A 24,292-nucleotide genomic window follows, 5' to 3' on the forward strand; every position below is an offset into this window, starting at 1 on the left:
TAAAATGGAGGGATGATAGTGATGAAGAAATTTCAATTTTGGTTAGTTTTATTGATTGGTGTGCTTATCCTGGCTGGATGTGGGACAAGCAAAGAGACAGAGGAGGCAGCTCCAAAGAGCACTGCTCCAAAAACAGAGGAAAAGGAAGGGAGCAATCAAGTGGAAAAGGCAGTTTATCCTCAACTTTCAAATGAGGTTTCAGAGAATGAAAAACTAGTGGAAATAGAAACGACAATGGGAAACATTAAAATTAAGTTATTCCCTGAATATGCTCCAAAAGCGGTAGAAAATTTTGTCACTCATGGTGAGGAAGGGTATTATGATGGACTAATCTTTCACCGGGTAATCAATGACTTCATGATTCAGGGCGGTGACCCGAACGGAGACGGAACGGGTGGCGAAAGTATTTACGGAGCGCCATTCGAGGATGAGTTTTCAACCAATCTTTTTAATGTACGAGGAGCATTATCCATGGCTAATTCAGGGGCCAATACAAATGGGAGCCAATTTTTTATTGTAACGAAAAAATCAGTAGACCCGGCAATGAAAACCGAGATGGAAAAAGCGGGATTTCCAAAAGAAATTATTGAGGCATATGATGAAAGAGGAGGCACACCTTGGCTTGACCACCGTCATACTGTTTTCGGACAAGTAGTGGAGGGAATGGATATAGTTGATAAAATTTCTGAAACCCCAGTAGACACCAAGGATAAACCAGAAGAAGATGTAACTATTAAAAATATAAAGGTATTAAAGTAAACCCTTTCCGAGATTCAATAATGGCAGGACACACTTTTTGTTGCTATAATTAATCTTTAGTGACATTCCTTTAAAGAAAGGGAGAAAAAGATGATCCAGTCATTTGTATTATCGTTATTTCTATACTTTCCAGAAGATAAATCAGAATACGGCCCAGCTGCCATTACTTTTACCATTTTTGTGATTGGTGCCCTTCTGACCATGCGGTACATAATTAAGATTTCAAAACGGGAAGCATTGAAAGCGAAAGAACTCGAAGAAAAATTATTGTCTCAGCATAATCAAGGAAACAGCGAACAATAACCCGCTGTTTCTTTTTTTACATAAATTTTCCACCTGGGGCTAATACTATGACAAAATGTCTTAGGGGGATACGTATGAAACGAGTTTGGATCATCCCACTTATACTACTCACGGGTTGTTTAGAAAAGGATATTACAAAACTTGATGTGAAAATGATAAATGATAAGGGCGATTCTGTCGGAACGGTTAAATTACATGAGGTATCTAGTGGAGTAAAATTAACTTTTGATTTAAAGGGACTTCCGTCTGGAGAACACGCCGTTCACATTCATGAAAAGGGTGAATGTAAGACTCCAGACTTTAAATCGGCTGGAAAGGATTTAAACCCTGATGAGAAAGAGCATGGTCTTTTGCACCCGAAAGGCGCTCACCCCGGAGACCTTCCTAATTTAATTGTAGAGGATGACGGAACAGTAAAAGCAGAATTAATGGCTCCGAGTGTAACTTTAAAAGAGGGTAAGGCGACGCTGATTAGGAAAGATGGAACGACCATTGTCATACATGAAGAAAAAGATGACGGTATGACCCAGCCGGAAGGGGGATCCGGTGATAGGATTGCATGCGGTGAAATCCCTAAGGAAAAATAAACAGAAAATAACAAGCCCGAAAATTAGACGTTTTAAGCCTGTTTCTTCATAATTGAGGGACAGGCTTTCTTATTACTAAAATAACTAGGAGAATTGAAATATGGGAATTAAACTATTCTACCAAGACCCTTACATCAAATCATTTTCAGCAAAAGTAGTAACACAAAGAAAAGATGAAAATGGAAATTACTATATAATCTTGGAGCAAACTGCATTTTATCCAACAGGCGGAGGACAACCGCATGATGTTGGAACGATTGAAAACATTAAAGTACTAAATGTCGAGGAAGTGGAGGGCGAGGTTCGCCACTACCTTGAAACGGAGTTAGAAGAGGGAAACGGAGCTGTGCACGGTGTTATTGATTGGGAGAGACGCTTTAATCATATGCAGCAGCATGCAGGTCAGCATATCCTATCTGCCGCTTTCGAACAACTGTTTGGGTACAAGACTGTAGGCTTTCATTTAGGAAACGAAACGTTAACCATTGATTTGGAAACGGAGAATCTTTTGGAATCGGAAGCTTTACGCGCAGAGGAACTTTCCAACCAAATCATTATCGAGAATCGACCGATAGAAACAAAGTGGGTAACGGAAGAGGAGTTAGTGAATTATAATCTCCGAAAAGAGACCAAAGTAAAAGAGGATATTCGACTTGTTATTATTCCAAACTTCGATTACAACGGCTGCGGTGGTACTCATCCGAGAGCCACTGGAGAAGTGCAAGCGATAAAAATATTGGACTGGGAGAGGCAAAAGAAAAAAATCCGTGTCCAATTTGTTTGCGGCAATCGCGTTATGAAACAGTTAAGCCAAAAACATAAGGTGCTCATGGAATTAACGAAACTACTTAATGCTCCTGAAGCAGAAATGCAGCAAGCCGTCATTCGACTATTAGAGAATGGGAAAACTGTTGAAAAAGAGTTAGAACAAACATTAGAAACTATATTGCACTATGAAGCGAAAAGCTTATTAGACAAAATCGATGGCAAAATTGTTAGTAAGGTTTTCCAAAACAGAAGCATTCAGGAACTGCAAAAATTAGCCCGAATCATCATAGCAAAAGAAGAGGAAGCAATCGTATGTTTTGTTTCTCATAATGAGAATAGGTTACAGCTGGTTTGTGCAAGTGGGCCAGCAAACAACATCAGTATGAAAAAGGTCATGAGTCACGCACTTCCTATTATTAATGGTAAGGGTGGAGGTAGTGATTCATTTGCACAAGGTGGAGGGGAAGCGCTGATTTCAGGTGAACAAATGCTCTTACATTTATTAAATCTAATCCAATAGTGTGAGGAACCTTAATGTATGGCGTCAATATAACGCCTAGCTTTTTATTGTAAGTGTAAATGAGTATAATAAAGTTAAAGGCTCGGAAAGGTGTGGGGTTGATGGGATTTTTTGATGGCATGATGGGAAACGCCTCTGAGGTAAACCCAGCAGAAGCACAAAGGGAATTTGCAAGGATTCTTGCTAAAGATGAAGCAATTGAAAAAGCCTATAAACTAGTTAGAGATTTATTTATATTTACGAATAAACGGCTAATTTTAGTAGATAAACAGGGATTAACGGGTAAGAAGGTTGAATATCACTCCATCCCCTATAAAAGTATTACCCATTTTAGCATCGAGACGGCAGGGAGTTTTGATTTAGACGCAGAATTAAAAATCTGGATTTCAGGTAACGCACTCCCGCTTCAAAAACAATTTAACAAAAACCTAAACATTTATGAACTTCAAACAGTTTTAGCTGAATATGTACTAAAATAGAAAAGCGGAAGCGCCTTGTCCAAGGAAAAATGCAGTTCAATTTTTCCCAGGGGCGACAGGCATAAGACGAGCCGGCGAGAAGGTTGCTCTTTAACCTTCTTGTCGGATTGGCTTATGACCCCGAGCCCCTAGGCGCTGGAGCTAGACAAATAGATATGCTGGAGTAGGAGAGAATCAAATGGAAAGCGAAATGAAAACGAATCTGCAATTTGTGGACGTATTAAATGAATGGGATCCTTTCAAATTAAAGAATGGGAATTATGACACGGAGATAGCTGATACCATTCAGGCAATTCATGAGGTAGACAACCCAGGGGCATTAGCAGCAAGAATACAAAGTATATATGAATTTTCCTTTGAAAGAATCATACCTATCGAACAATGTATTAAAATTGCTAATAAACTGCTGTTGATAAAGGATAACGACTCTTGTACGATATAAAACGACAGCGTCATGCTGTCGTTTTTTTATGCCAGGAATTGTTTAATATGCTGGAAGACATCTTCTGGACGTTCCTCTGGGACTAAATGTCCCGTTTCTTTTAAAATAACCAGATCAGATTCTCTTAAATCATTTTTCAACCGTTTCCCTACTGACAGCGGGACAACTTTGTCATACTCACCCCAAATTAATAAACATGGATGGTCAATTTGATTGAGCACCCATGGAATGGCCGATCAGAACAATCTCTTTTAAATCGAGTGCGAAAATAAGCTCAATAACTGTTTGTGCAAGATTACGATAAGAATAAACAAATTTGTTGCTTTTCTCACTTTTTCCAAAGGGAGGAAGATCAATGGAAACCACTTGAAATTCTTTATTTAGAAATGGAATTAACCGTCGAAAACTAAAAGTGGAAGATAGAAATCCATGAAGTAGTACCAGAGTCTTTTTAGAATTTGGATTTGGATAGAATTCATAATAAATATTAATATTATTAACTAGCTGATTACGGTAAAAAACCTTCTCTTCCACGCATTCAACCCACCTTCTGCTAATATCTCAGTGATAATAATTTCTCCAGTAGTTTCTTAATTTAACACCTAACTAATACATTTTTTCAAAAAAAAGAGGACAAACCATGTGTGTTTGTCCACTTCAAAAAAGGGGGGAATACTAGAAAGCTTATACAATAATGATTTCCTATTTTTTTATATATTATTCATTGATTTTGAAAATTAAATATGTTGATCTAGTTGGTCTAATAATAGTTCAGATGCAGGAATATCAAGAACAGTCGACAATTTAAGAAGGGTTTGAGTACTAGGGATTTGTTCACCGGATTCATATTTTTCAATGGTATGAATTCCTACTCTTATTTTTTGAGCTAATTCCTCTTTCGTCATTTTCAAATGCTCACGATAACTTTTGATTTTATTGCCAATTGTGTTCAAAGAGCTCACCTCTCCTATTTAGACATTAACTCATATTTATTTTATCATAAAAATCCTATTTCTTGAAAAAAACGTTTTCAAACTTTATGTTAACGATTTCATTGTTACTCTTAGAAAAAACCTTTTTTTGATTATATGTTCAGGATGTGCTATAATTTCTTATTGCGTATATAGAAGATAAAATAATTATTTCTTAGGAGTGTTTTCATGACAGAAAAGATTGAAACTGGAAGTGTATTAACAGGTAAAGTAACAGGAATTCAACCATATGGTGCGTTCATAGCATTAGATGAAAATACACAAGGTCTTGTGCATATTTCTGAAATCACACATGGTTATGTAAAAGATATTAACGACCATCTGAAAGTTGGAGATGAAGTTAAAGTAAAAGTATTATCCATTGATGAAAATGCAGGTAAAATTGGCTTATCGATTCGTGCAACGGAAGAAGCACCTGTACAACAGGCAGTTGCTAAACCTAAAAAGCCTCGTAAGCGTCAAGCCGCTGCAATCGTACCAGAAGTTGAAGGACAACAAGGCTTTAACACATTAAAAGACAAGCTTCAAGAATGGATTGACCAATCACAGCGTGAAGATTTGATTAAAAAATAATAATCATTAAAACAGCCTAGTTCCATGCTAAACATTAGCAGGAACTAGGTTTTTTTATTATCATTAAAAAAGTTTTTCAGTTAATGGTTCATTCTTTTTCAATGCTCGGCTAAAATAGGTATGTACATAACTCACCGTTGAAACGGAGGAAACGTTTTATGGCAGCAGAAAAGAAAACTAAAGCTTTAATAGAACAAACCGAGAAATACGGTGCTAATAACTATCATCCACTACCAATTGTTATTTCACGAGCTGAAGGGGTATGGGTAGAAGACCCCGAAGGTAACAAATATATGGATATGTTAAGTGCTTATTCAGCAGTTAACCAAGGCCATCGCCATCCAAAAATTATTCAAGCATTAAAGGAACAAGCAGATAAGGTAACGTTAACTTCTCGTGCCTTTCATAATGATCAATTAGGTCCGTGGTATGAAAAGATTTGCAAATTAACGAAAAAAGAAATGGCACTTCCTATGAATACAGGAGCGGAGGCAGTCGAAACAGCTGTTAAAGCAGCACGTCGCTGGTCTTATGATGTAAAGGGCGTGCCTGAAAACCAAGCAGAAATTATCGCTTGCACAGGAAACTTTCATGGCAGAACGATGACTGCTGTTTCCTTGTCATCTGAAGCCGAATATAAACGTGGATTTGGACCGATGCTGCCAGGTATAAAACTAATACCTTATGGAGATTTAGAAGCTTTGAAATCAACGATTACAGATAATACAGCCGCTTTTTTAATTGAGCCAATTCAAGGAGAGGCTGGTATTGTTATTCCTCCTGAAGGCTTTATGAAAGCCGCCTTTGATTTATGTAAGCAAACCAATGTTCTTTTTATTGCCGATGAAATCCAAGCTGGTTTATCCCGTACTGGAAAAATGTTTGCCTGTGAGTGGGAAGGAATCGAGCCAGATATGTATATTCTTGGCAAGGCGCTTGGAGGCGGTGTATTCCCAATTTCCTGTGTAGTCGCAAACCAAGATATTTTAGGCGTATTTAATCCCGGATCTCACGGTTCTACCTTCGGGGGAAATCCGCTCGCATGTGCCGTATCAATCGCTGCTATAGATGTATTGATAGACGAGAAACTATCCGATAAATCATTAGAGTTAGGACAATATTTTGTAAGGAAATTAAAAGAAATTCAGAATCCGCGAATAAAAGAAGTAAGAGGTCGTGGATTGTTTATCGGGGTAGAATTAACTGAGCCGGCACGAAAATATTGTGAAGAATTAAAAGAGCAAGGGCTGTTATGCAAGGAAACACATGATACAGTGATTCGTTTCGCCCCTCCGCTAATTATTAGTAAAGATGAATTAGATTGGGCGATTGAACGCATTAATAAAGTACTTAGTTAAATGAAAAACTTGAGGTGCCAAAATGGGGAAGAATGATGTAACAAATCGTGTAGGTGACCATGATAAAGAGACATTAAATCTACTTACAGCCACACAGATTGTTATTCAGGATGCATTGCAAAGACTAGGACTTCCAGAAGCTGCATTTGAGTTATTGAAAGAACCGATACGGATGTTTCATGTGCGGATACCCGTTCGGATGGATGATGGTTCAGTTAAAATTTTTAGCGGCTATAGAGCACAACATAATGATTCCGTTGGACCAACGATTGGCGGTGTTCGCTTCCATCCTAAGATAAATGATGATGATATAAAGGCATTATCGATGTGGATGAGCCTGAAATGTGGAATTGCTGATTTACCATTTGGAGGTGGAAAGGGAGGTATTATTTGTAATCCTCGTACACTTTCATTTGGTGAACTGGAGCGCCTCAGTCGTGGGTATGTCCGATCAATTAGTCAAATTGTTGGTCCAACCAAAGATATCCCGGCACCGGATATGTATACCAATTCTCAGATTATGGCCTGGATGATGGATGAGTACAGTCGTCTAAGAAAGTTCGACTCTCCTGGTTTTATCACAGGGAAGCCCCTTGTCCTTGGGGGTTCCGAAGTTAGGGAGGAAGCAGGGGCACTGGGTGCTGCTATTTGTATCGAAGAAGCTGCAAAATTACGTGGAATTCCAATTAAGGGGGCCCGTATTATTGTTCAAGGCTTTGGTAATGCTGGAAGTTCCATTGCAAAATTCATGCATAAATCGGGAGCAATTATCGTTGGGATTTCAGATGTCTATGGCGCTCTTTATGATCCGGATGGCTTAAATATTGAATATTTGCTTAGCCGCCGTGATAGTTTCGGTACCGTTACTTCCCTTTTTGATGGAACGATTACTAACGAAGAATTGCTTGAACAGGAATGTGATATTCTTGTGCCTGCGGCGATTTCTAATCAAATTACCGCAAAGAACGCTAATAATATAAGAGCAAAGATTATCGTAGAGGCCGCCAATGGCCCTACAACGAATGAGGGTACAAGAATACTTTCTGAACGAGGAATATTACTTGTTCCCGATGTTCTAGCGGGAGCTGGCGGGGTGACTGTCTCTTATTTTGAATGGGTTCAAAACAAGCAAGGTTATTATTGGGATGAAGAGGAAGTAGCAGCTAAATTACGTGAAAAAATGATCAGTGCGTTTCAACAAATATATGAACTCTCAAACCGCTGTCAAGTAAACTTGCGTACAGCTGCATACATGGTCGGTGTAAGAAAAATGGTAGAAGCCTCTGAATTTAGAGGATGGATATGAAAAAATCCTTGCAATAGTAATTGCAAGGATTTTTTCTATCGAGTTGTATCTGTTTGTGGCTCCCTAACATGCTGCTCATTTGGCTTGAACAGCAGTCCTAGGTTAATTAGTCCAGCTATTCCTACTAAGCCATATATAATTCTGGAAAGTGCTGAATTGTCGCCAAAAATGGCTTCAACTAAATTAAATCCAAAAAAACCAATTAATCCCCAATTAATAGCACCAATGATGGTAAGGATTAGAGCAATTCTTTGAATTGTACTCAAGGTAGATTCCTCCTATCAATATAACTTTCAATAATTAGCTTGCTAAAATCAAGAAGAAATATTCATCTGTGTAACCTTTGCAAAATATTTTTTTTTCAATAATAATGGGATGTGGAAAGGATGTGCATATCATGCAAAATTTTACGTTTTGGAATCCAACCAAATTAATTTTTGGTAAAGGACAACTGGAACAGTTAAAATCTGAAATTCCTCGGTATGGACAGAAAGTACTTGTAGTTTACGGCGGTGGTAGCATTAAGCGGAGCGGTCTTTATGACAAAGTTATCAACTTATTGAATGAAATCGACGCACAGGTATTTGAATTACCTGGAGTTGAACCGAATCCACGGATTACAACCGCCCGTAAAGGTGTAGAAATTTGTAAAAACGAAGGTATAGATGTACTCTTAGCTGTCGGCGGCGGCAGTGTTATTGACTGTACGAAGTTAATTGCAGCAGGAGCAAAATATGACGGTGATGCATGGGACCTGGTGACAAGAAAAGCAGAGGTAAATGAAGCATTGCCATTTGGAACAGTCCTTACGTTAGCGGCTACCGGTTCAGAAATGAACTCAGGGTCCGTTATTACCAATTGGGAGACAAATGAAAAATATGGGTGGGGAAGTCCCTATACTTTTCCGAAATTCTCCATTTTGGATCCTGTACATACTTTTTCCGTTCCGCGTGATCAAACCATTTATGGAATTGTGGATATGATGACTCATGTATTAGAGCATTATTTTCATTTAGAAGAGAATACATTATTCCAAGATCGTATGTGCGAATCCTTACTCATTACCGTTATGGAAACAGCACCTAAATTGCTGGAGAATCTTGAAAGCTATGAACATCGTGCTACTATCCTTTATAGTGGAACAATGGCTTTAAACGGTATCTTAAATATGGGCTATCGTGGTGATTGGGCTACACATAATCTAGAACATGCGGTATCAGCGGTTTATGATATCCCGCATGGCGGAGGTCTTGCGATTTTATTTCCCCACTGGATGAAACATAACCTTAAAGTAAAACCTGAGCGATTTAAACAGCTGGCTGTGCGGGTCTTTGGGGTAAATACAGAAGGTAAATCTGCAGAAGAAGCAGGGCTGGAAGGTATACAAAAATTACGTAACTACTGGAACAGTATTGGGGCACCTGCACGTTTAGCAGATTATAATATCGATGACAACAAACTAGAATTAATGGCAGACAGGGCAATGGTCTATGGTGAATTCGGAAACTTTACAAAACTAAATAGAGAAGACGTATTAACCATTTATCGTGAGTCACTTTAATGAACAGAAACGGGCACTTTAGGTGTTCGTTTCCTTTTTTTCGACAAAAAATGAAGAATGTAAAAAAAATGGCGAAAATGGGTACGCTTACAAGGGAAGACCCTTCTTGATAAACTGTCCAGCTTTCGTTAAAGTGAGAATTGAAAATAAATTTATTGGAGGATTACATACATGACACACATACGTTTTGATTACTCAAAAGCGTTAACCTTCTTTGCAGAGCATGAAATAACATATTTACGGGATGCCGTAAAGGTTGCTCATCATTCCCTGCATGAGCAGACAGGTGCAGGAAGTGACTTTTTAGGCTGGATTGACCTTCCTACAAACTACGATAAAGAAGAATTCTCACGCATTAAGCAAGCAGCAGAAAAAATTAAGTCCGATTCAGATGTACTTCTAGTGATTGGAATTGGAGGTTCCTATTTAGGAGCACGAGCTGCAATTGAAATGTTACAGCATAGTTTCTACAATGCACTTCCGAAAGAAAAGCGTAAAACGCCGCAAATTATTTTTGTAGGTAATAACATTAGTTCAACATATATGAGAGATGTAATGGATCTCCTTGATGGAAAAGACTTTTCTATTAATGTCATTTCAAAGTCAGGTACAACAACAGAACCTGCGATTGCCTTTAGAATTTTCCGTAAGCTTCTTGAGGAGAAATACGGTGTAGAAGAAGCCCGTAAGAGAATATATGCGACAACGGACAAGGCAAGAGGCGCTTTAAAAACCTTAGCAACCGAAGAAGGATATGAGTCTTTTGTAATTGCAGATGATATCGGCGGTCGTTACTCTGTACTAACAGCAGTAGGATTACTGCCAATTGCTGTTAGCGGAGCTGACATTGATAAAATGATGCAGGGAGCTGCTAAAGCGCAGGAGGAATACAGCACTTCTGAACTTGAAGAAAACCAAGCCTATCAATATGCTGCTGTAAGAAACGCTCTTTATAATAAAGGGAAAACGATTGAAATGCTTATCAATTATGAGCCTGGACTTCAGTACTTTTCTGAATGGTGGAAGCAGTTATTTGGAGAAAGTGAAGGAAAAGACCAAAAAGGAATTTACCCTTCTTCTGCGAACTTCTCAACCGATCTACATTCTTTAGGACAATATGTACAAGAAGGCCGCCGAGATTTGTTCGAAACCGTCATTAAGGTAGAAAATCCACGCCATGAATTGACCATTGAAGAGGCTGATAGTGATTTAGATGGTTTAAATTATCTTGCCGGACAATCTGTTGATTTTGTAAACAATAAAGCATTCCAAGGAACCATGCTTGCCCATACAGATGGAGGCGTACCAAACTTAATCGTTTCTATTCCTGAAATGGATGAATACACATTCGGTTACCTAGTCTATTTCTTTGAAAAAGCATGTGCAATGAGTGGATACCTGCTAGGCGTAAATCCATTCGACCAGCCAGGCGTTGAAGCTTACAAAGTAAACATGTTTGCTCTGTTAGGCAAGCCAGGATTCGAAGAGAAAAAGGCTGAGCTAGAAAAGAGATTGTAATAAATTTTTAGCACTCTGTTAATTGGAGCGGAAATTAACAGAGCAATTAAAAAAGTAGAGTACTGAAAAATTCAGTACTCTATTTTTTATTTTTTGGGAAAACTAATAAATAATCATGAAAAGGGGGCTGTATGATGATTGAAATACCATCAAGCGTAGAAGGTAAGCAGTTTGATTTGTATAAGCTCGAACAAATGCTAAAACCAATCGGATATTCAATCGGCGGTAACTGGGATTATGATCACGGTGCCTTTGATTACAAAATAAATGATGAAGTGGGCTATCAGTTTTTAAGGCTGCCGTTTTCAGCCATCGATGGTCAATTAGACGCACACAGCTGTACAATTGAGCTTGGAAGGCCATTCCTATTGTCTCATAAGTATCAAATTGGTCTTGATGACCAAGTCTCAGCCGGCACCTTAAATCAGTTCTCTGAACCCGTTGATAAGGATGCCAGTTTTCCCGAACAGTATATTGAAACAGGAAAAATTCTTGTCAAAGAGCTCGAATCCATATTGATTTCTGACCATCCATCATAGAAATGTGAATATTTTACTAGTATAATGTTCACGAAAGTTACAATTATTTTTATGTAGACTACTTGTTTTAAAGTGAAAAATTTCTTAAATTAAGGTTAATAATATTAATATGTTATAAACATGAAAAGAGGTTGAGCCGTGGAAACGAGCATGAACTATTTGTTATCGGATATTGAAAAAACACGAATGGAAATGATTAATTTAGCCCGACAATATGGATATTCAAATCCAAATGTTGTTCAATGCAGCCAAAAGCTCGATTTTCTTTTAAATGTTTACGAAAATAAACAGATAAAACACTAAATCAATACTAAAGATACCTTCCAATAACATGGAAGGTATTTTTTGCTATGACCGTTATTTGTATTAAGGCATGAATTTGGAAAACAATTGTTTAAAAGGAATAATTTCCACCCTAGATGCTAACTTTATTAAACAAGAGAAAGAAGGCTTACGAGGTGTAATAAGTGTTCACTGATAAGAAAAAAGAGCTAAGATGGATCATTTTTGCTTTACTAATTCTAACACTATATCTTTCCCCACTCTTTATTCTCCAAGAAAATGCTCATATACGTGTTCATGATAACTTGGATTCGAATTTAGCGTGGTACAAAGTTCTTGCGAAGAGTGGTCAAATGTTTGGGGATGTAGATGCAGTAATCCCCCAAATTATTAACGGGGTGCCAAGAAATGCATTTGGAACGGAATACAGCATCATAGTCTGGCTCTATGCGTTGTTTCCAACCATGATTGCGTATGGTCTCAGTCAAACTTTAACCAGGGTAGTTGCCTTTATTGGTATGTATTTACTATTAAAAAAACACTTCCTTCCTGGCCAAAAATGGGGCTTCCTACAAGTGGGCGTATCGCTGGCATTTGCCTTAACCCCGTTTTGGCCATCAGGCATGTTAAGTACGTTAGGAATGCCGCTGGCACTGTGGGCTTTCCTAAATATTCGAAATGGAGAAGGAACAAAGAAAGATTATATTGTCCTAACGCTAATTCCTTTTTATGCCAGCATCGTCTTAGGCTTTTTCTTCTTCTTAAGCGCAATGGGAATCTTTTGGCTTACAGATGTTCTTAGAGGAAAAGGGTGGAATCTTCGTTTCTTCTTATCTATTGCCTATATGACGTTTATTTTTATGCTTGTTGAATATCGATTGGTCAATTCCTTTTTGTTTTCGACCGAACCAAACAGCCGAGATGAATATTTTCATGCTTCCTTACCCTTATGGAGAGTAGTCAGGCTGACCTTTAAAAATTACGTTCTAGGACATACGCATGTAATGACTGTACACGGTCTATTTATTCTGCCTGTGATGTTCATAGCGCTTTATTTTGTTTACTCAAAAAAAACCTGGAAACAGGAGAAGTTATTTGTCTTTTTATTTAGTTTAAACTTTTTGCTATCTCTTTGGTATGCGTTTTGGTTTTATAAAGGCTGGCTGCCTTTAACTAAAAAATTTCATTTTATGGACACCTTCAATTTTGCCCGTTACCACTTTTTAAGGCCAATGGTCATTTATGCTGGGTTTGCCCTATCGTTAAAAATACTTTCACTTCAAGGGAGCAGTTGGGCGAATACTGCCAAATGGTTTGCCATCGCTCAAATCCTCTTGTTATGTTTATTTAATGATGAGATTATCTACCACAATAAACCAAGTGTAGGAGAATTTTATGCAGAGGAATTATTTACAGAGATAAAAGAACACATTGGTGAAGAACAAAAAAATTACCGGGTTGCCAGTATTGGCATTCATCCTGCGATATCACAGTATAATGGCTTTTATACATTGGATACCTATAATAACTTTTACCCATTATCCTATAAACACCAATTTAGGAAAATAATTGAGGTAGAGTTGGCAAAAAATAAAACCATTCGCAAATATTTTGATCAGTGGGGAGGCCGCTGTTACATCTTTACAGCACAGCTTGGAAAAAAATATATGATTAAAAAGGACTCCGAACGGAAATTAAAGGACCTGCAATTAAATACAACGGTATTTAAAGAACTGGGTGGTAAATACATATTGTCAGCACTGCCTATTTCTAATTCGGAGAGTATACAGCTAAAACTAGATAAGATATTTGAATCAAGAAATTCAGCATGGAAGATTTATTTATACAAGACTTTGTAAACAGCGGGGGTTATAACGGATGATGGAACCTGTCCTTACGATTGTAGTGCCTTGTTATAATGAAGAAGAAGTTTTACCTGAAACGATTAATCAGCTCGACCAGCTCGTAAAACAGTTAATAAGCGAACAGCTTGTTTCCAACAGAACAAAAATTTTGTTTGTGGATGATGGGAGTAAGGACCGAACCTGGGAAATGATTTATAAAGCGGGGTTAAGAAATGAGCGTGTTCGAGGTTTAAAATTATCAAGAAATGTGGGCCACCAAAACGCGTTATTAGCAGGTTTGTTCGCTGCTAAGGAGACTTCCGATTGTGTTGTCTCCATAGACGCTGACCTACAGGATGATATTGAGGTTATTCGTGAATTTATTCATAAGTTTAATGAAGGAAATGAGATTGTTTATGGCGTTCGAAAGCGCAGGGATAGTGATACCTTTTTTAAGCGGAGCACGGCTCAAGGTTTTTATAAGTTAATGAATAAACTGGGCGTCAATCTTGTTTATAATCATGCGGATTTTCGTTTAATGAGTAAACGAGCATTAATAGAATTAGAAGAATTTAAAGAAGTTAATCTTTTTTTACGCGGAATTGTTCCACTCCTTGGATTTCGGTCAGAAATCGTTTACTATGATCGCAAAGAAAGACAAGCAGGTGAAACGAAGTATCCGTTAAAAAAAATGCTTGCTTTTGCTTTTGATGGAATTACATCATTTTCTGTTACACCGATTCGGTTTGTATTATTTATCGGGTTTGTTTCCTTTTTCTTAAGCCTGTTATTTGGGTTATACTTCTTAATGTTAAAAGCATTGGGGGAAACTCAGACAGGCTGGACGTCAGTTATCACTTCTATCTGGTTAATTGGCGGCTTACAGTTGATTGCGATAGGTTTAATTGGAGAGTATGTAGGGAAAATTTATAAAGAATCAAAGCAGCGTCCCAAGTTTATTATTGATATTGATACCTTCTCAATGCCAGCATCTCGTCATCATTTAATTAGGGATAGTGATGAACAGGAGTTTTTTAAAATGGAGCATAGAAAATTATCTGAGACAAACTAACTCCTATACGTAACTTCTGCTTAAAGGAGTCTTCTTATCTAAAGAAGGCTCTTCTTTTTTTGAAATAAAAGTGGTACAAACCCTCTCTCCTGAATAAAAATTGATAGACAGGCTTCTATCTTGATTCAGGGAGAGATTACAATGAATGTATTTTTGAGTTATATTTTGCTGGGATTGTCGCTTGCTGCTCCGATTGGTCCAATTAATGCAGCTCAAATTGATAAGGGAATAAGACATGGTTTCATGCATTCATGGCTTATTGGAGTGGGGGCTGTCGCAGCAGATGGCGTTTATATGATGGTTGTTTACTTTGGAGTTGTTCACTTTCTAGAAACTCCTTTTATGAAAACCTTTTTGTGGTTATTTGGCTGCTTTGTGTTAATTTATACAGGAATTGAAACGATGCTATCAGCAAATAAACTGAAAATAGGAGAAAAAAGGCAGGAAGAGCCATTAGTAAAATCCTTTTTATCTGGTTTCTTTATGTCCATATCCAATCCGTTGACGATTTTATTTTGGCTTGGGATTTATGGCTCTGTTCTTGCCAAAACAGCTGCTACCTATGAAACGAGTCAGTTAATACTTTATAGCAGTGCGATCTTTATTGGATTACTATTATGGGATATTACAATGGCAGGTATAGCTAGTAATTTCCGTAAATATTTAACCTCCCGGCTGCTAGTAGGGATTTCACTTTTATCTGGAATATCATTGATTGGATTTGGTATTTACTTTGGATTTCAAGCATTCAATGTATTATTTGGATAACAAAAAAAGCCAGCATAGCAAACGCTGGCAATCGAGATTTCAAGCGGTTGGCCAAGGGCTAAATACCTTTCCTTTTTTCTTTTTCTTTTTCCATTTAAGATTCATAATCAAGGTTATGCAGCCAATAATACCCACGAATGCAAGACTGATAAAAAAGCCAGGCCGGCTTGTCCCATGAAATAGGGTACCACTAACTGCAACTAGTATGAACAGTATCCCTAAAGAGTATTTTATTTTATCCTTTGCGGTAACCTCTAATAGTTTCCACGAAGAAGCTAAGATAAAAATCCAATTGTAGAGAAGCATAAGCCCGGCAGCAGTAGTGATGTACTCATACACATGTCCCGGCATTAATAATGCGCAGACAATTGACGCTGATATTCCTAGTACTGTAATTAGCAAAGTAGGGATTGGAACCTTTAGTTTTCCTTGTTTGCAAAATAATCCAGGTGCATCCCCTTCTTCAGAAAGTGTAACAAGTATGCTGGTAACCGCAAAAAGGGAAGCAACCATCGTTGAAAATCCGGCAATAATTAATGCTCCATTAAAAAGATGAGGAATAAAAGTTAAATTGTAATTATCTAATGCGTTAACAAAAGGACTTTTCTCGCCATTAAATTGATTCCAAGGCACCATTAAGACAGCGAGACCAATCGAGAGCATGTAGATAATCATAAGCGTCAATAACATTACCTTTCCAGCCTTTGGAGCTTCCTTCGGATCCTTTAACTGTGTGGCCATTAATCCTAATATTTCGATGCCTCCAAACGCATAAAAGGCAAAAATAACCCCAGACCATAATCCTAAAACACCATGTGGAATTAAATCCTTTTGGCTGTCAGGATATTGTATTGGTCTGTCTCCATCAATGACTCCGAATATCGCCAGTAAAGCAATAATTACGAACATTAATATCGCTGCTATTTTTAAAATGGCAAGAACATTCTCTAATTTGTTTAGAATGCTTACGCCGATAAGAACGACAACAAGTCCTAGTAGGGCATACATTCCAGCAAAGATCCATAGAGGAATTTTGGGGAACCAGAAACGTGAAAAAATAGAAAGTGCAGTCATTTGACTCCCCATAATTAATACCTCTGACATCCAATAGACCCATCCGCTGCTAAAACCAGCCCATCTCCCGAAAGCTTTTTTCGCATAGGAACGAAAACCGCCTTTTAGTGGTTCTTGTGCTGTCATTTTTGCAAGGGCATCAAAGACAAAATAGGTTCCTGCGGCTGCAAGAATGAAGGCAATTAAAATGGCTGGACCAGTCATTTTTATGGCGATACTTGACCCTAGGAAGAATCCTGTACCAATTGTACACCCCACCCCAAATAACGAAAGCTGCCACCACTTCATATTGCCTTTTTCTTCTGCACCGCTACTCGGTTTTCCCATTATTGCCTCTCCCAGTTGCTCCTACTGCTTTATCCGTAATTTCCTGATTATTATAGTCAGGATCATTCTTCCCACGCTGCCGGTTGGCACCGCCTAAATATACACTTTGATGTTCCTGCTGTTCTTTCCTGAATTTATTAAAATTTTCATTTACCATGTATGTCCCCTCATTTCCTTTCTAATATCTTTCTATATGTTAAGATACACGCTCACAAAAAAGTTATTCAGTGAGTTCATGAGAGGAATTTAGGATTTTGTTGGAATCAGGAAATTGATTACATAATCGGCGGCTAAATCATTGAAAATAAAAAGGTACTAGACAAAGTTGAAATATATAAAAATGGCGATACTGAGAAGAAGCAATAAACCTTGAAAGGGGTTAATTATATGTTAACGACAGAGCAGCTTGCTGGGTTTCGTTTGCAATTATTAAAGGAAAAAGAGGAAATAGAAGAACGCCTCGAGCAAAATGATCACTATGGTTTTGAACGAGGGCATTATCATGAATCGATGGGGGAGTTATCTAGTTATGATAACCATCCCGCTGACGAGGGTACAGATTTGTACGAGCGTGAAAAGGATATTGCATTAAATCAACATACAGATTTGCAGCTATTGAATATAAAAAGAGCGCTAGAGGCAATGGAAAATGGGACGTATGGACAATGTGAGGTATGCGGGAAAGAAATCTCTTATGAACGTTTAGAAGCATTACCTAATACAACATATTGTAAAGAACACAGTCCAGATCAAGATATCTCACATGACCGTCCTATCGAAGAGGGGGTTTTAATGCCTCCATTTGGGAAGTTTGATATGGATTCGAAGGATGAGAATGTTGCTTTTGATGCGGAGGACTCCTGGCAGATTGTATCTCAATGGGGAACATCCGATACACCATCAGACTTAGCTTTTCCTCAGGAACATTATAACGATGTTAATAATGAACCTGATGAAAATGAGGGGTATGTGGAGGACTTTGAAAACTTTGTAGGTAATGATATGTATGGAAACAATATCACAGTGTATCCAAATCCACAGCATGAACGGTATGAAGAACAGCTAGACGAAGAAGGAATCATGACAAGCTTTGGAGATTTGCCAGCATACGAACATGCTCCATATGTCGAAGACGATAAATAAAAAAGAAAAAACAGCTTTCGATTGGAAAGCTGTTTTCTCTAATTTTATTTGTTTCTATAAGGTTTTTGAGCAATTGGCAGGTCCTTGGCATTTAAATCATCATCAACATCATCGATAACCGTGCCAATCTCACCTTCGGTATACGCATCTGTCGCCTGTTCGTGTGTGGTTGCTAAACCAGTAGAAATTATGTCGTTTTTTTGGTAGTCGCTCGTTTCATAAATACGTCCTGCGAGTTCAGTACTATTGTCGGCAGAATTCTTTTTATCCATGCTGCACACTCCTTTTTAAAAATAAGGTACAACCGTATTTTCTACTTATTATTCGAGGATTACTCATAAAAATATCAGGAGCTGAATTAGATGAACAAAGATAAATATCCATCAAGGGAAGAATTGGACGAAGCATTTCATTTTCTTCATGACGCTATTAACAGGATTACAGTCGAAGAAGAAGAGGAAGAAATGAAAATGGAGGCAAATGGAAATAATCAGATAGAGAAATAGATTTTTTTTTGAGGTGGACTTAAAAGATGAGGGAATCCCTAGCGAAGAAAATTGCCTGGATAAGCGTGATTAGTAATATCATCTTAACATTAGGAAAACTTTTTATCGGCTGGTATGGAAATAGTGATGGTGTTTTTGCGGATGGAATCCATTCAGCTGCAGATGTTTTTGCATCGGTCATCGTCCTCTTGGTGATTAAAATTGCCAACAAACCAGCTGATACAGAACACCCTTATGGTCATGGAAAAGCAGAGGTCATTGTATCAGGGATCGTAGGGATTTTGCTTTTTCTCGTTTCGATATATGTTGTATATGAAGGAATCATGGGCTTCTTCCATGAGGTAGAAACACCAAGCTTTTTAGCCATGTGGGTAGCCATTATTTCTTACATTACAAAAGTTATTTTGTATCGTTCATCATTAAAGGTGGCTAAGGAGCATAATAGTAAGGCAATTGAAGCGATTGCCTTCGACCATAAAGCTGATATTGTTGCTTCGATTGCGGCAGCTATCGGGGTTCTCCTTTCGATAATTGGTGAACGTTTTGATATTTTATTCTTGCATTATGGCGATAAAGCAGCAAGTATTTTTGTAGCCTACTTGATCTTTAAAATTTCAAAAGAGATGTTAATGGAAGCTTTTGATATCTTACTCGAAAGGAATATTGACGCAGGTACTCTACAGGAATACATTAATGTAGTGAATGAATTCCCAGAGGTGAAGAGGATTGATCGACTTAGAGCGAGGGAACATGGTCATTATATTTTAGTTGATCTTAGAATATCCATTGACCACTTTAAAACCATTAAGGAAGGTCATGACCTGGCCAAGTCAATCAAGGGGAGATTGATGGAGAGGTACGATAATATTGACGAGGTATTAATTCATTTAAATCCCTATTTTCCAGAATAAAATCTTGTTTGTACTTTTTTGATTTTGGGTTTATGATAATGAAGTAATTAAATGCTAAGGAGTTGATATTTTTGAGTTATGCAATAGACCCGGACCCTAGTAGTAAGGGGAAGTCAGCGTTATCTTTGAATTGGATTCTTCAGGAATATCAGCTCTTAAGAAGGTAGTTTGGCTTCCTCAAACAAAGTAAGTGAGGAGGTTTTATCATGTTGGAGATTTTTAAAAGCAGCGAAACAAAAGTCCTGGAACAGGTTGAGAAAATTTCAAAAGGCTGCTGGGTAAATATGTATGCCCCAACCGAAGAAGAAATTAACAGGGTTGCAGATGAAGCCAACATCTATGTTGACTTTATTAGAGACGCCCTTGATGACGAAGAACGCCCGAGAATTGAGCGTGAAGATGGGCAGGTTTATATCATTGTCGATTACCCTTATATTACGCACGATGATGCAGGATTTCCTATCTATGAAACGATCCCAATTGGGATTGTTTTAACAGATGAGTGTATCTTGACTGTATCTTTAAAGGATACGCCAATCTTAGAAGTTTTTAAGAATAATAAAATAAAAGAGTTTTATACTTTCAAAAAGAACCGATTTGCTCTTCAAATTCTGGCTATCATAACATCTTATTATCTTCGTTATTTAAAACAAATTAATAAAAGAACCAATGAAATTGAAAGAGAACTTCACCAATCGATGAAAAATAAAGAATTGTATGCCTTTCTAGCATTAGAAAAAAGTCTAGTCTATTTTACAACATCCTTGAAGTCGAACAAAGTGGTCTTAGATAAAATCCTTCGTTTTAGTTATATCAAAATGTACGAGGAAGATAAGGATTTATTAGAGGATGTAATGATTGAGAAAATCCAGGCGATAGAGATGGCTGAGACGTACAGCTCAATCCTCAGTGGAATGATGGACGCTTTTGCATCGATTATTTCCAACAACGTAAATATTGTTATGAAATTTTTAACATCATTCACGATTATTCTTTCTTTTCCAACGATCGTATTCAGTTTTTACGGCATGAATGTTGATTTACCCTTTCAAAATAGTCCACATGCCTTTTGGATATCCATAACCGTTGCCTGTGTTTTATCTACATTAACAGCACTAATTTTTTGGAAAAAGAAATACTTTTAACCAACAAAAAAAACCGTCATCACTCGTTGACGGTTTTTTTACTGGAATCAAAAAAATTTCCCAACTTTTCTGGGTAGTTTTTCATTTCTGTTTTCGGAAAATTCCGAATAAAATAAAGAAACAGGTACAGGCCTGGAGTTGAAAAATAGGGGAGAATGTGGATGAAAAAGAGAAAGGTAATAGGAGCGTCCGTACTTAGCCTTGTAATGGGGGTATCCATGTTTGCAACTGCAGCCTTCGGCCAGCAGCCGAACAGTCAGGAAGAGTCTATGCGCGTTGTTATTCAAGGAGCATCCGCTGATAAGGCTCAAGCTAAGAAGACTTATGGGGTACGCTGGGACTTTGGATCAGAGGGTTTTACCACAACTGTTAACAGCAAGCAATACCATGCACTATTAAAAAACAAAAATCTAACCATTGAAAAAATAGAGGAAGTTCAACTTACACCTAACATAGAAGCTGCAGCTAGACCAGGTGGTTCTACAAGTTCTGGTCCGAGTGATCAAACACCATGGGGAATTCAAGCCATATATAATGATTCTGCTATTCAGACAACCTCTGGAGGCAATGGAATAAAGGTGGCAGTCCTTGATACAGGTGCCAATACAAGTCACTCCGATTTAACAAATACAGTCGAGCAATGTAAGGATTTTACACAAGCTAAAACACCGCTTATCGACGGAAGCTGCTCAGATGGAAATGGTCATGGAACGCATGTTGCTGGTACAGTCCTAGCGGATGGAGGCAGCACTGGACAGGGGATATATGGTGTAGCGCCGGAAGCGGGTCTTTGGGCATATAAAGTATTAAATAACCGTGGCTCTGGCTATTCAGATGATATTGCTTCTGCCATTCGTATGGCAGCTGATGAGGCAACTAGAACTGGTTCGAAAGTAATTATCTCAATGTCTTTAGGCTCAAGATCAAAAGACTCATTAATTTCTAGTGCTGTAGATTATGCCTATGGTAAAGGAGTATTAGTAATTGCAGCCGCTGGAAATGATGGTCCTACAAGCAATACAATTGGTTATCCAGGAGCATTAGTCAATGCTGTAGCAGTAGCTGCTTTGGAAGATGTTCAGCAGAACGGTACATATCGTGTCGCTGATTTCTCTTCACGAGGAAATCCAAATACAGATGGTGACTATATCATTCAAGAACGTGATATAGAGGTCTCTGCCCCTGGCAGGGCAATTGAGTCCACATGGAATGATGGTTCCTATAATACAATTAGTGGAACGTCAATGGCTACACCACATGTATCAGGATTAGCTGCTAAAATTTGGGCTGAAAGTCCTTCAATGTCTCACACGCAACTTCGAAAAGAGCTTCAAGACCGTGCAAAACTATTCGATATTAAAGGCGGTACTGGGGCGGCAACTGGTGATGATTATGCTTCTGGATTCGGTTTTCCCAGAGTAAAATAATAGACAAAAGCCATCTGTTTATTGCGAACAGATGGCTCTTTTCTCTACTTTACAATTTTAAAAATTGTCTGAACAAATAGATGGAAGAGGTGGATTAGATGTTATAAAATGATAGGAAAAGGAAGAGCTTCTAGAGGGTGGTTTTTTCGATGGAATTTGGACCATTAATCAAATATTACAGGACCCAAAAAGGAATAACACAAAAGGAACTTGCTGCTGGAATTTGCTCTATCCCTCATTTAAGTAAAATTGAAAACAACTCAAAAGACGCAAATGAAGAGACTATTTCCTTATTGCTAGCAAGGCTGGAAGTCAGCTTTGATGAAATGGAGGAAAAAGAAGAATTAATTAAAACCTTATTAAGAGACTTTGGAGAAAAAATTAACTTTTATTTACGAGAAGAAATTGAAGAGATTTATCAAAAGTTAAAACAAATTGAACATGTTGTCCCTTTCTCTGCATATATGTATACATACGAATTATATAAATATCGGTATCTACTATTCAAGGGATTATTATCAGAAGCAGAAGTACAACGAGACATATTACATAAACAAAAGAAAAATTTTTCCCAACATGAGAAGTATTTATTTCGCTATTATAATGCTGTATTTTTAATATTAAAGGGTCAGTATAAAAAAGCAGATGCAATCTTCGATGAATTATTTGTTGAAAACAACAATGGATTTATAAATGGTGAATTTCTTTACCACTGGACTTTTGTAAAAAGTTCACTTGATCAACCCGGCCATGCTATTCACTTTGGCAGGCAGGCGCTGCAAATTTTTATGAATCAACATAATTTCTATCGAATTCTTCATACGTTAATGGTGTTAGGTATTAACTATTCTCGTTCCAGTATTTACGAAGAAGCTCAGGTCTGTTTTAACCATTTAATAAGGAATGCTGAACTTCTGAAGGAAGAAAAAATACTTCCACAAATCTATCATAATATGGGTTACCTGCAGAATAGAATGAATAACGTGAAGGATGCCTTAAGGTATTATGAAAAGAGTCTATCTTTACAGCCTATTAAAAATCAGCATTATTATGTAACTTTATATGCAATGGGCGAAATATATTATAATTTGAATATAATAGAAAAGGCAAGGGAATGTTTTCTTCTTATCAGTTCTCAATCCAAGGAGATTGTTGGCGTGAAAAAACAAAGTCTTCTGTCTACCTTTTATCTCATTCATATGGAATCACCTGAAAAAGCAATGAAATTTTTAGAAACAAAGGTAATTCCTTATTTAGAGAGTGCAAAAGAACATAAGGACGATTTAATCCGTTATTACAAACTACTTTCAGAGCACCACAATCAAAATGGAAGGTACTTGGAGGCAGTAAATTATCTATCCAAAATTACATGAGGAGGAAGAAAATGAAAAAGTCTATTATACTAATATTCTCACTCTCTTTACTTATACTTTTATCACCTGCTGCAAAAGATGTTAGCAGTCCATCTTCTTCGAATGAACTTGCGGCCAAAAGTATTCAATATCAACAAGCAGACCCAATTCACCCTCCTGTTGGATAAATAAAAAAATCCTTTTAGACTTTTTGTCTAAGAGGATTTTTTTTATTAAATTTAAAAATTAGGGGATAGTAATTTATATGTGCTTAATAAGGAGGAAAATTTTATGAAATCATTTGTTGTTGGCTTTCATCAAGAAGATAATGTGGATTCCATGCAGATTCAAAAGCTAAGCCAGGAGGATTTTGAAAAAGCAACAGAAGGGGGCACAAGGCATTTATTTGATTTAGATACTAACATTGGCTTTTTTGTCTTTTTTGATGCAGAGGATGCAGATGGAGATGTTTCCTATATGGTTCTTCAATATGAGGATCCAACTGGTGAGGATGGAAGTGAGGATCCAGTCGCATGCTATTCCTTCCAGTTGAAGGATTTTTATGAATTTACAGCCCTTTATCTAAACGATTTAGAATTCAACGAAGAGGTAAGCGAAGAGGAAGAAGATTATGGACCAATACATCATTTAGCTCATCTCCTGTTCCATATTGTGGAAGAAGGAAAAGATTTAGAGGTGTAAAGAGGGTGTCCCAAATCGGGACACCCTTCTTATA

The 24,292-nt window shown here is 37.6% G+C and carries 31 protein-coding genes; 24 read left to right on the forward strand and 7 right to left on the reverse strand.

Features of this window, described 5'->3' with window-relative positions:
- The first annotated feature begins 21 nt into the window (after window positions 1-21).
- The 6 genes from QFZ28_RS07295 to QFZ28_RS07320 all read left to right on the forward strand — a co-directional run bounded on the left by QFZ28_RS07295 (window position 22) and on the right by QFZ28_RS07320 (window position 3,858).
- Window positions 22-759, forward strand: coding sequence for a peptidylprolyl isomerase (locus tag QFZ28_RS07295; protein ID WP_307194034.1), 738 nt, complete (start codon window positions 22-24; stop codon window positions 757-759).
- 90 nt (window positions 760-849) lie between these two features.
- Window positions 850-1,062, forward strand: coding sequence for a hypothetical protein (locus QFZ28_RS07300; protein ID WP_307194035.1), 213 nt, complete (start codon window positions 850-852; stop codon window positions 1,060-1,062).
- 74 nt (window positions 1,063-1,136) lie between these two features.
- Entirely contained in the window at window positions 1,137-1,649 is a 513-nt protein-coding gene (locus QFZ28_RS07305; RefSeq protein WP_307194036.1) for a superoxide dismutase family protein, read from the forward strand.
- 100 nt (window positions 1,650-1,749) lie between these two features.
- Entirely contained in the window at window positions 1,750-2,937 is a 1,188-nt protein-coding gene (locus tag QFZ28_RS07310; RefSeq protein WP_307194037.1) for an alanyl-tRNA editing protein, read from the forward strand.
- Between the two features lie 101 nt (window positions 2,938-3,038).
- Window positions 3,039-3,416, forward strand: a complete 378-nt coding sequence (locus QFZ28_RS07315; protein ID WP_307194038.1) for a PH domain-containing protein — start codon at window positions 3,039-3,041, stop codon at window positions 3,414-3,416.
- 178 nt (window positions 3,417-3,594) lie between these two features.
- On the forward strand, window positions 3,595-3,858 hold the full coding sequence (locus QFZ28_RS07320) for a DUF1871 family protein (protein WP_307194039.1): 264 nt from the start codon (window positions 3,595-3,597) through the stop codon (window positions 3,856-3,858).
- 26 nt (window positions 3,859-3,884) lie between these two features.
- On the opposite strand, the gene QFZ28_RS29710 is transcribed toward QFZ28_RS07320, so the two are convergent.
- The 3 genes from QFZ28_RS29710 to QFZ28_RS07330 all read right to left on the reverse strand — a co-directional run bounded on the left by QFZ28_RS29710 (window position 3,885) and on the right by QFZ28_RS07330 (window position 4,811).
- The gene (locus QFZ28_RS29710; protein ID WP_373428050.1) at window positions 3,885-4,079 is read right to left on the reverse strand and encodes an alpha/beta fold hydrolase; all 195 of its coding nucleotides are present in this window, start codon (window positions 4,077-4,079) and stop codon (window positions 3,885-3,887) included.
- Window positions 4,063-4,392, reverse strand: a complete 330-nt coding sequence (locus QFZ28_RS29715) for an alpha/beta fold hydrolase (RefSeq protein ID WP_373428051.1) — start codon at window positions 4,390-4,392, stop codon at window positions 4,063-4,065. The genes QFZ28_RS29710 and QFZ28_RS29715 overlap by 17 nt, the downstream gene beginning before the upstream one ends.
- A gap of 203 nt (window positions 4,393-4,595) precedes the next feature.
- Entirely contained in the window at window positions 4,596-4,811 is a 216-nt protein-coding gene (locus QFZ28_RS07330; protein ID WP_307194040.1) for a helix-turn-helix domain-containing protein, read from the reverse strand.
- Window positions 4,812-5,018: 207 nt separating this feature from the next.
- On the opposite strand from QFZ28_RS07330, the gene yugI reads away from it, so the two are divergent.
- The 3 genes from yugI to QFZ28_RS07345 all read left to right on the forward strand — a co-directional run bounded on the left by yugI (window position 5,019) and on the right by QFZ28_RS07345 (window position 8,087).
- Entirely contained in the window at window positions 5,019-5,423 is a 405-nt protein-coding gene (yugI, locus tag QFZ28_RS07335) for a S1 domain-containing post-transcriptional regulator GSP13 (protein WP_306075957.1), read from the forward strand.
- A 158-nt stretch (window positions 5,424-5,581) separates the two neighbouring features.
- A complete protein-coding gene (locus QFZ28_RS07340; RefSeq protein WP_307194041.1) occupies window positions 5,582-6,781 on the forward strand; it encodes an ornithine--oxo-acid transaminase in 1,200 nt (399 codons plus the stop codon).
- A 22-nt stretch (window positions 6,782-6,803) separates the two neighbouring features.
- Window positions 6,804-8,087, forward strand: a complete 1,284-nt coding sequence (locus QFZ28_RS07345) for a Glu/Leu/Phe/Val family dehydrogenase (protein WP_307194042.1) — start codon at window positions 6,804-6,806, stop codon at window positions 8,085-8,087.
- Window positions 8,088-8,122: 35 nt separating this feature from the next.
- Here the strand turns inward: QFZ28_RS07345 and QFZ28_RS07350 are convergent, their stop codons facing one another.
- A complete protein-coding gene (locus QFZ28_RS07350) occupies window positions 8,123-8,353 on the reverse strand; it encodes a DUF378 domain-containing protein (RefSeq protein ID WP_034674139.1) in 231 nt (76 codons plus the stop codon).
- Between the two features lie 131 nt (window positions 8,354-8,484).
- Here QFZ28_RS07350 and QFZ28_RS07355 point away from each other — a divergent pair, with 131 nt between their 5' ends.
- The 7 genes from QFZ28_RS07355 to QFZ28_RS07385 all read left to right on the forward strand — a co-directional run bounded on the left by QFZ28_RS07355 (window position 8,485) and on the right by QFZ28_RS07385 (window position 15,671).
- Entirely contained in the window at window positions 8,485-9,648 is a 1,164-nt protein-coding gene (locus QFZ28_RS07355; protein WP_307194043.1) for an iron-containing alcohol dehydrogenase, read from the forward strand.
- 171 nt (window positions 9,649-9,819) lie between these two features.
- Entirely contained in the window at window positions 9,820-11,166 is a 1,347-nt protein-coding gene (locus QFZ28_RS07360; RefSeq protein WP_307194044.1) for a glucose-6-phosphate isomerase, read from the forward strand.
- A 134-nt stretch (window positions 11,167-11,300) separates the two neighbouring features.
- Window positions 11,301-11,705, forward strand: a complete 405-nt coding sequence (locus tag QFZ28_RS07365) for a YugN-like family protein (protein ID WP_307194045.1) — start codon at window positions 11,301-11,303, stop codon at window positions 11,703-11,705.
- Window positions 11,706-11,843: 138 nt separating this feature from the next.
- A complete protein-coding gene (locus QFZ28_RS07370) occupies window positions 11,844-12,008 on the forward strand; it encodes an aspartyl-phosphate phosphatase Spo0E family protein (protein ID WP_307194046.1) in 165 nt (54 codons plus the stop codon).
- A gap of 164 nt (window positions 12,009-12,172) precedes the next feature.
- Complete coding sequence (locus QFZ28_RS07375; RefSeq protein ID WP_307194047.1) at window positions 12,173-13,846, forward strand: DUF6044 family protein; 1,674 nt, start codon at window positions 12,173-12,175, stop codon at window positions 13,844-13,846.
- A 19-nt stretch (window positions 13,847-13,865) separates the two neighbouring features.
- The gene (locus QFZ28_RS07380) at window positions 13,866-14,903 is read left to right on the forward strand and encodes a glycosyltransferase family 2 protein (RefSeq protein WP_307194048.1); all 1,038 of its coding nucleotides are present in this window, start codon (window positions 13,866-13,868) and stop codon (window positions 14,901-14,903) included.
- A 141-nt stretch (window positions 14,904-15,044) separates the two neighbouring features.
- Window positions 15,045-15,671: a LysE family transporter gene (locus QFZ28_RS07385; protein ID WP_307194049.1), complete on the forward strand. Its 627-nt coding sequence runs from the start codon at window positions 15,045-15,047 to the stop codon at window positions 15,669-15,671.
- Between the two features lie 39 nt (window positions 15,672-15,710).
- On the opposite strand, the gene QFZ28_RS07390 is transcribed toward QFZ28_RS07385, so the two are convergent.
- Both QFZ28_RS07390 and QFZ28_RS07395 read right to left on the reverse strand, forming a co-directional pair.
- Window positions 15,711-17,072, reverse strand: coding sequence for an amino acid permease (locus QFZ28_RS07390; protein WP_307194050.1), 1,362 nt, complete (start codon window positions 17,070-17,072; stop codon window positions 15,711-15,713).
- Window positions 17,056-17,229, reverse strand: a complete 174-nt coding sequence (locus QFZ28_RS07395; protein ID WP_307194051.1) for a hypothetical protein — start codon at window positions 17,227-17,229, stop codon at window positions 17,056-17,058. Before QFZ28_RS07395 ends, QFZ28_RS07390 begins: the two co-directional genes overlap by 17 nt.
- A 230-nt stretch (window positions 17,230-17,459) precedes the next feature.
- Here QFZ28_RS07395 and QFZ28_RS07400 point away from each other — a divergent pair, with 230 nt between their 5' ends.
- A complete protein-coding gene (locus tag QFZ28_RS07400; RefSeq protein WP_307194052.1) occupies window positions 17,460-18,215 on the forward strand; it encodes a TraR/DksA C4-type zinc finger protein in 756 nt (251 codons plus the stop codon).
- A gap of 44 nt (window positions 18,216-18,259) precedes the next feature.
- On the opposite strand, the gene QFZ28_RS07405 is transcribed toward QFZ28_RS07400, so the two are convergent.
- Window positions 18,260-18,487: a YozQ family protein gene (locus QFZ28_RS07405; RefSeq protein ID WP_307194053.1), complete on the reverse strand. Its 228-nt coding sequence runs from the start codon at window positions 18,485-18,487 to the stop codon at window positions 18,260-18,262.
- Window positions 18,488-18,577: 90 nt separating this feature from the next.
- Between QFZ28_RS07405 and QFZ28_RS07410 the strand changes: the two genes are divergently transcribed.
- From QFZ28_RS07410 to QFZ28_RS07440, 7 genes are all read left to right on the forward strand, one after another.
- Entirely contained in the window at window positions 18,578-18,721 is a 144-nt protein-coding gene (locus QFZ28_RS07410; RefSeq protein WP_307194054.1) for a hypothetical protein, read from the forward strand.
- A gap of 26 nt (window positions 18,722-18,747) precedes the next feature.
- Window positions 18,748-19,632, forward strand: coding sequence for a cation diffusion facilitator family transporter (locus QFZ28_RS07415; protein WP_307194055.1), 885 nt, complete (start codon window positions 18,748-18,750; stop codon window positions 19,630-19,632).
- A 206-nt stretch (window positions 19,633-19,838) separates the two neighbouring features.
- Window positions 19,839-20,777 (forward strand): magnesium transporter CorA family protein, encoded by a 939-nt coding sequence (locus tag QFZ28_RS07420; RefSeq protein ID WP_307194056.1) that lies wholly within the window; start codon window positions 19,839-19,841, stop codon window positions 20,775-20,777.
- A 161-nt stretch (window positions 20,778-20,938) separates the two neighbouring features.
- The gene (locus tag QFZ28_RS07425; RefSeq protein WP_307194057.1) at window positions 20,939-22,204 is read left to right on the forward strand and encodes a S8 family serine peptidase; all 1,266 of its coding nucleotides are present in this window, start codon (window positions 20,939-20,941) and stop codon (window positions 22,202-22,204) included.
- Window positions 22,205-22,353: 149 nt separating this feature from the next.
- Window positions 22,354-23,577, forward strand: coding sequence for a helix-turn-helix domain-containing protein (locus QFZ28_RS07430; RefSeq protein ID WP_307194058.1), 1,224 nt, complete (start codon window positions 22,354-22,356; stop codon window positions 23,575-23,577).
- A gap of 11 nt (window positions 23,578-23,588) precedes the next feature.
- Window positions 23,589-23,744 (forward strand): hypothetical protein, encoded by a 156-nt coding sequence (locus QFZ28_RS07435; protein ID WP_307194059.1) that lies wholly within the window; start codon window positions 23,589-23,591, stop codon window positions 23,742-23,744.
- 103 nt (window positions 23,745-23,847) lie between these two features.
- Window positions 23,848-24,258 carry a cytosolic protein gene (locus QFZ28_RS07440; RefSeq protein ID WP_283861974.1) on the forward strand — a complete coding sequence of 137 codons (411 nt, stop codon included), beginning with the start codon at window positions 23,848-23,850 and terminating at the stop codon, window positions 24,256-24,258.
- Window positions 24,259-24,292: the final 34 nt, after the last annotated feature.

The organism is Neobacillus niacini, from assembly GCF_030817695.1.
GTDB classification, from domain to species: domain Bacteria; phylum Bacillota; class Bacilli; order Bacillales; family Cytobacillaceae; genus Neobacillus; species Neobacillus niacini_F.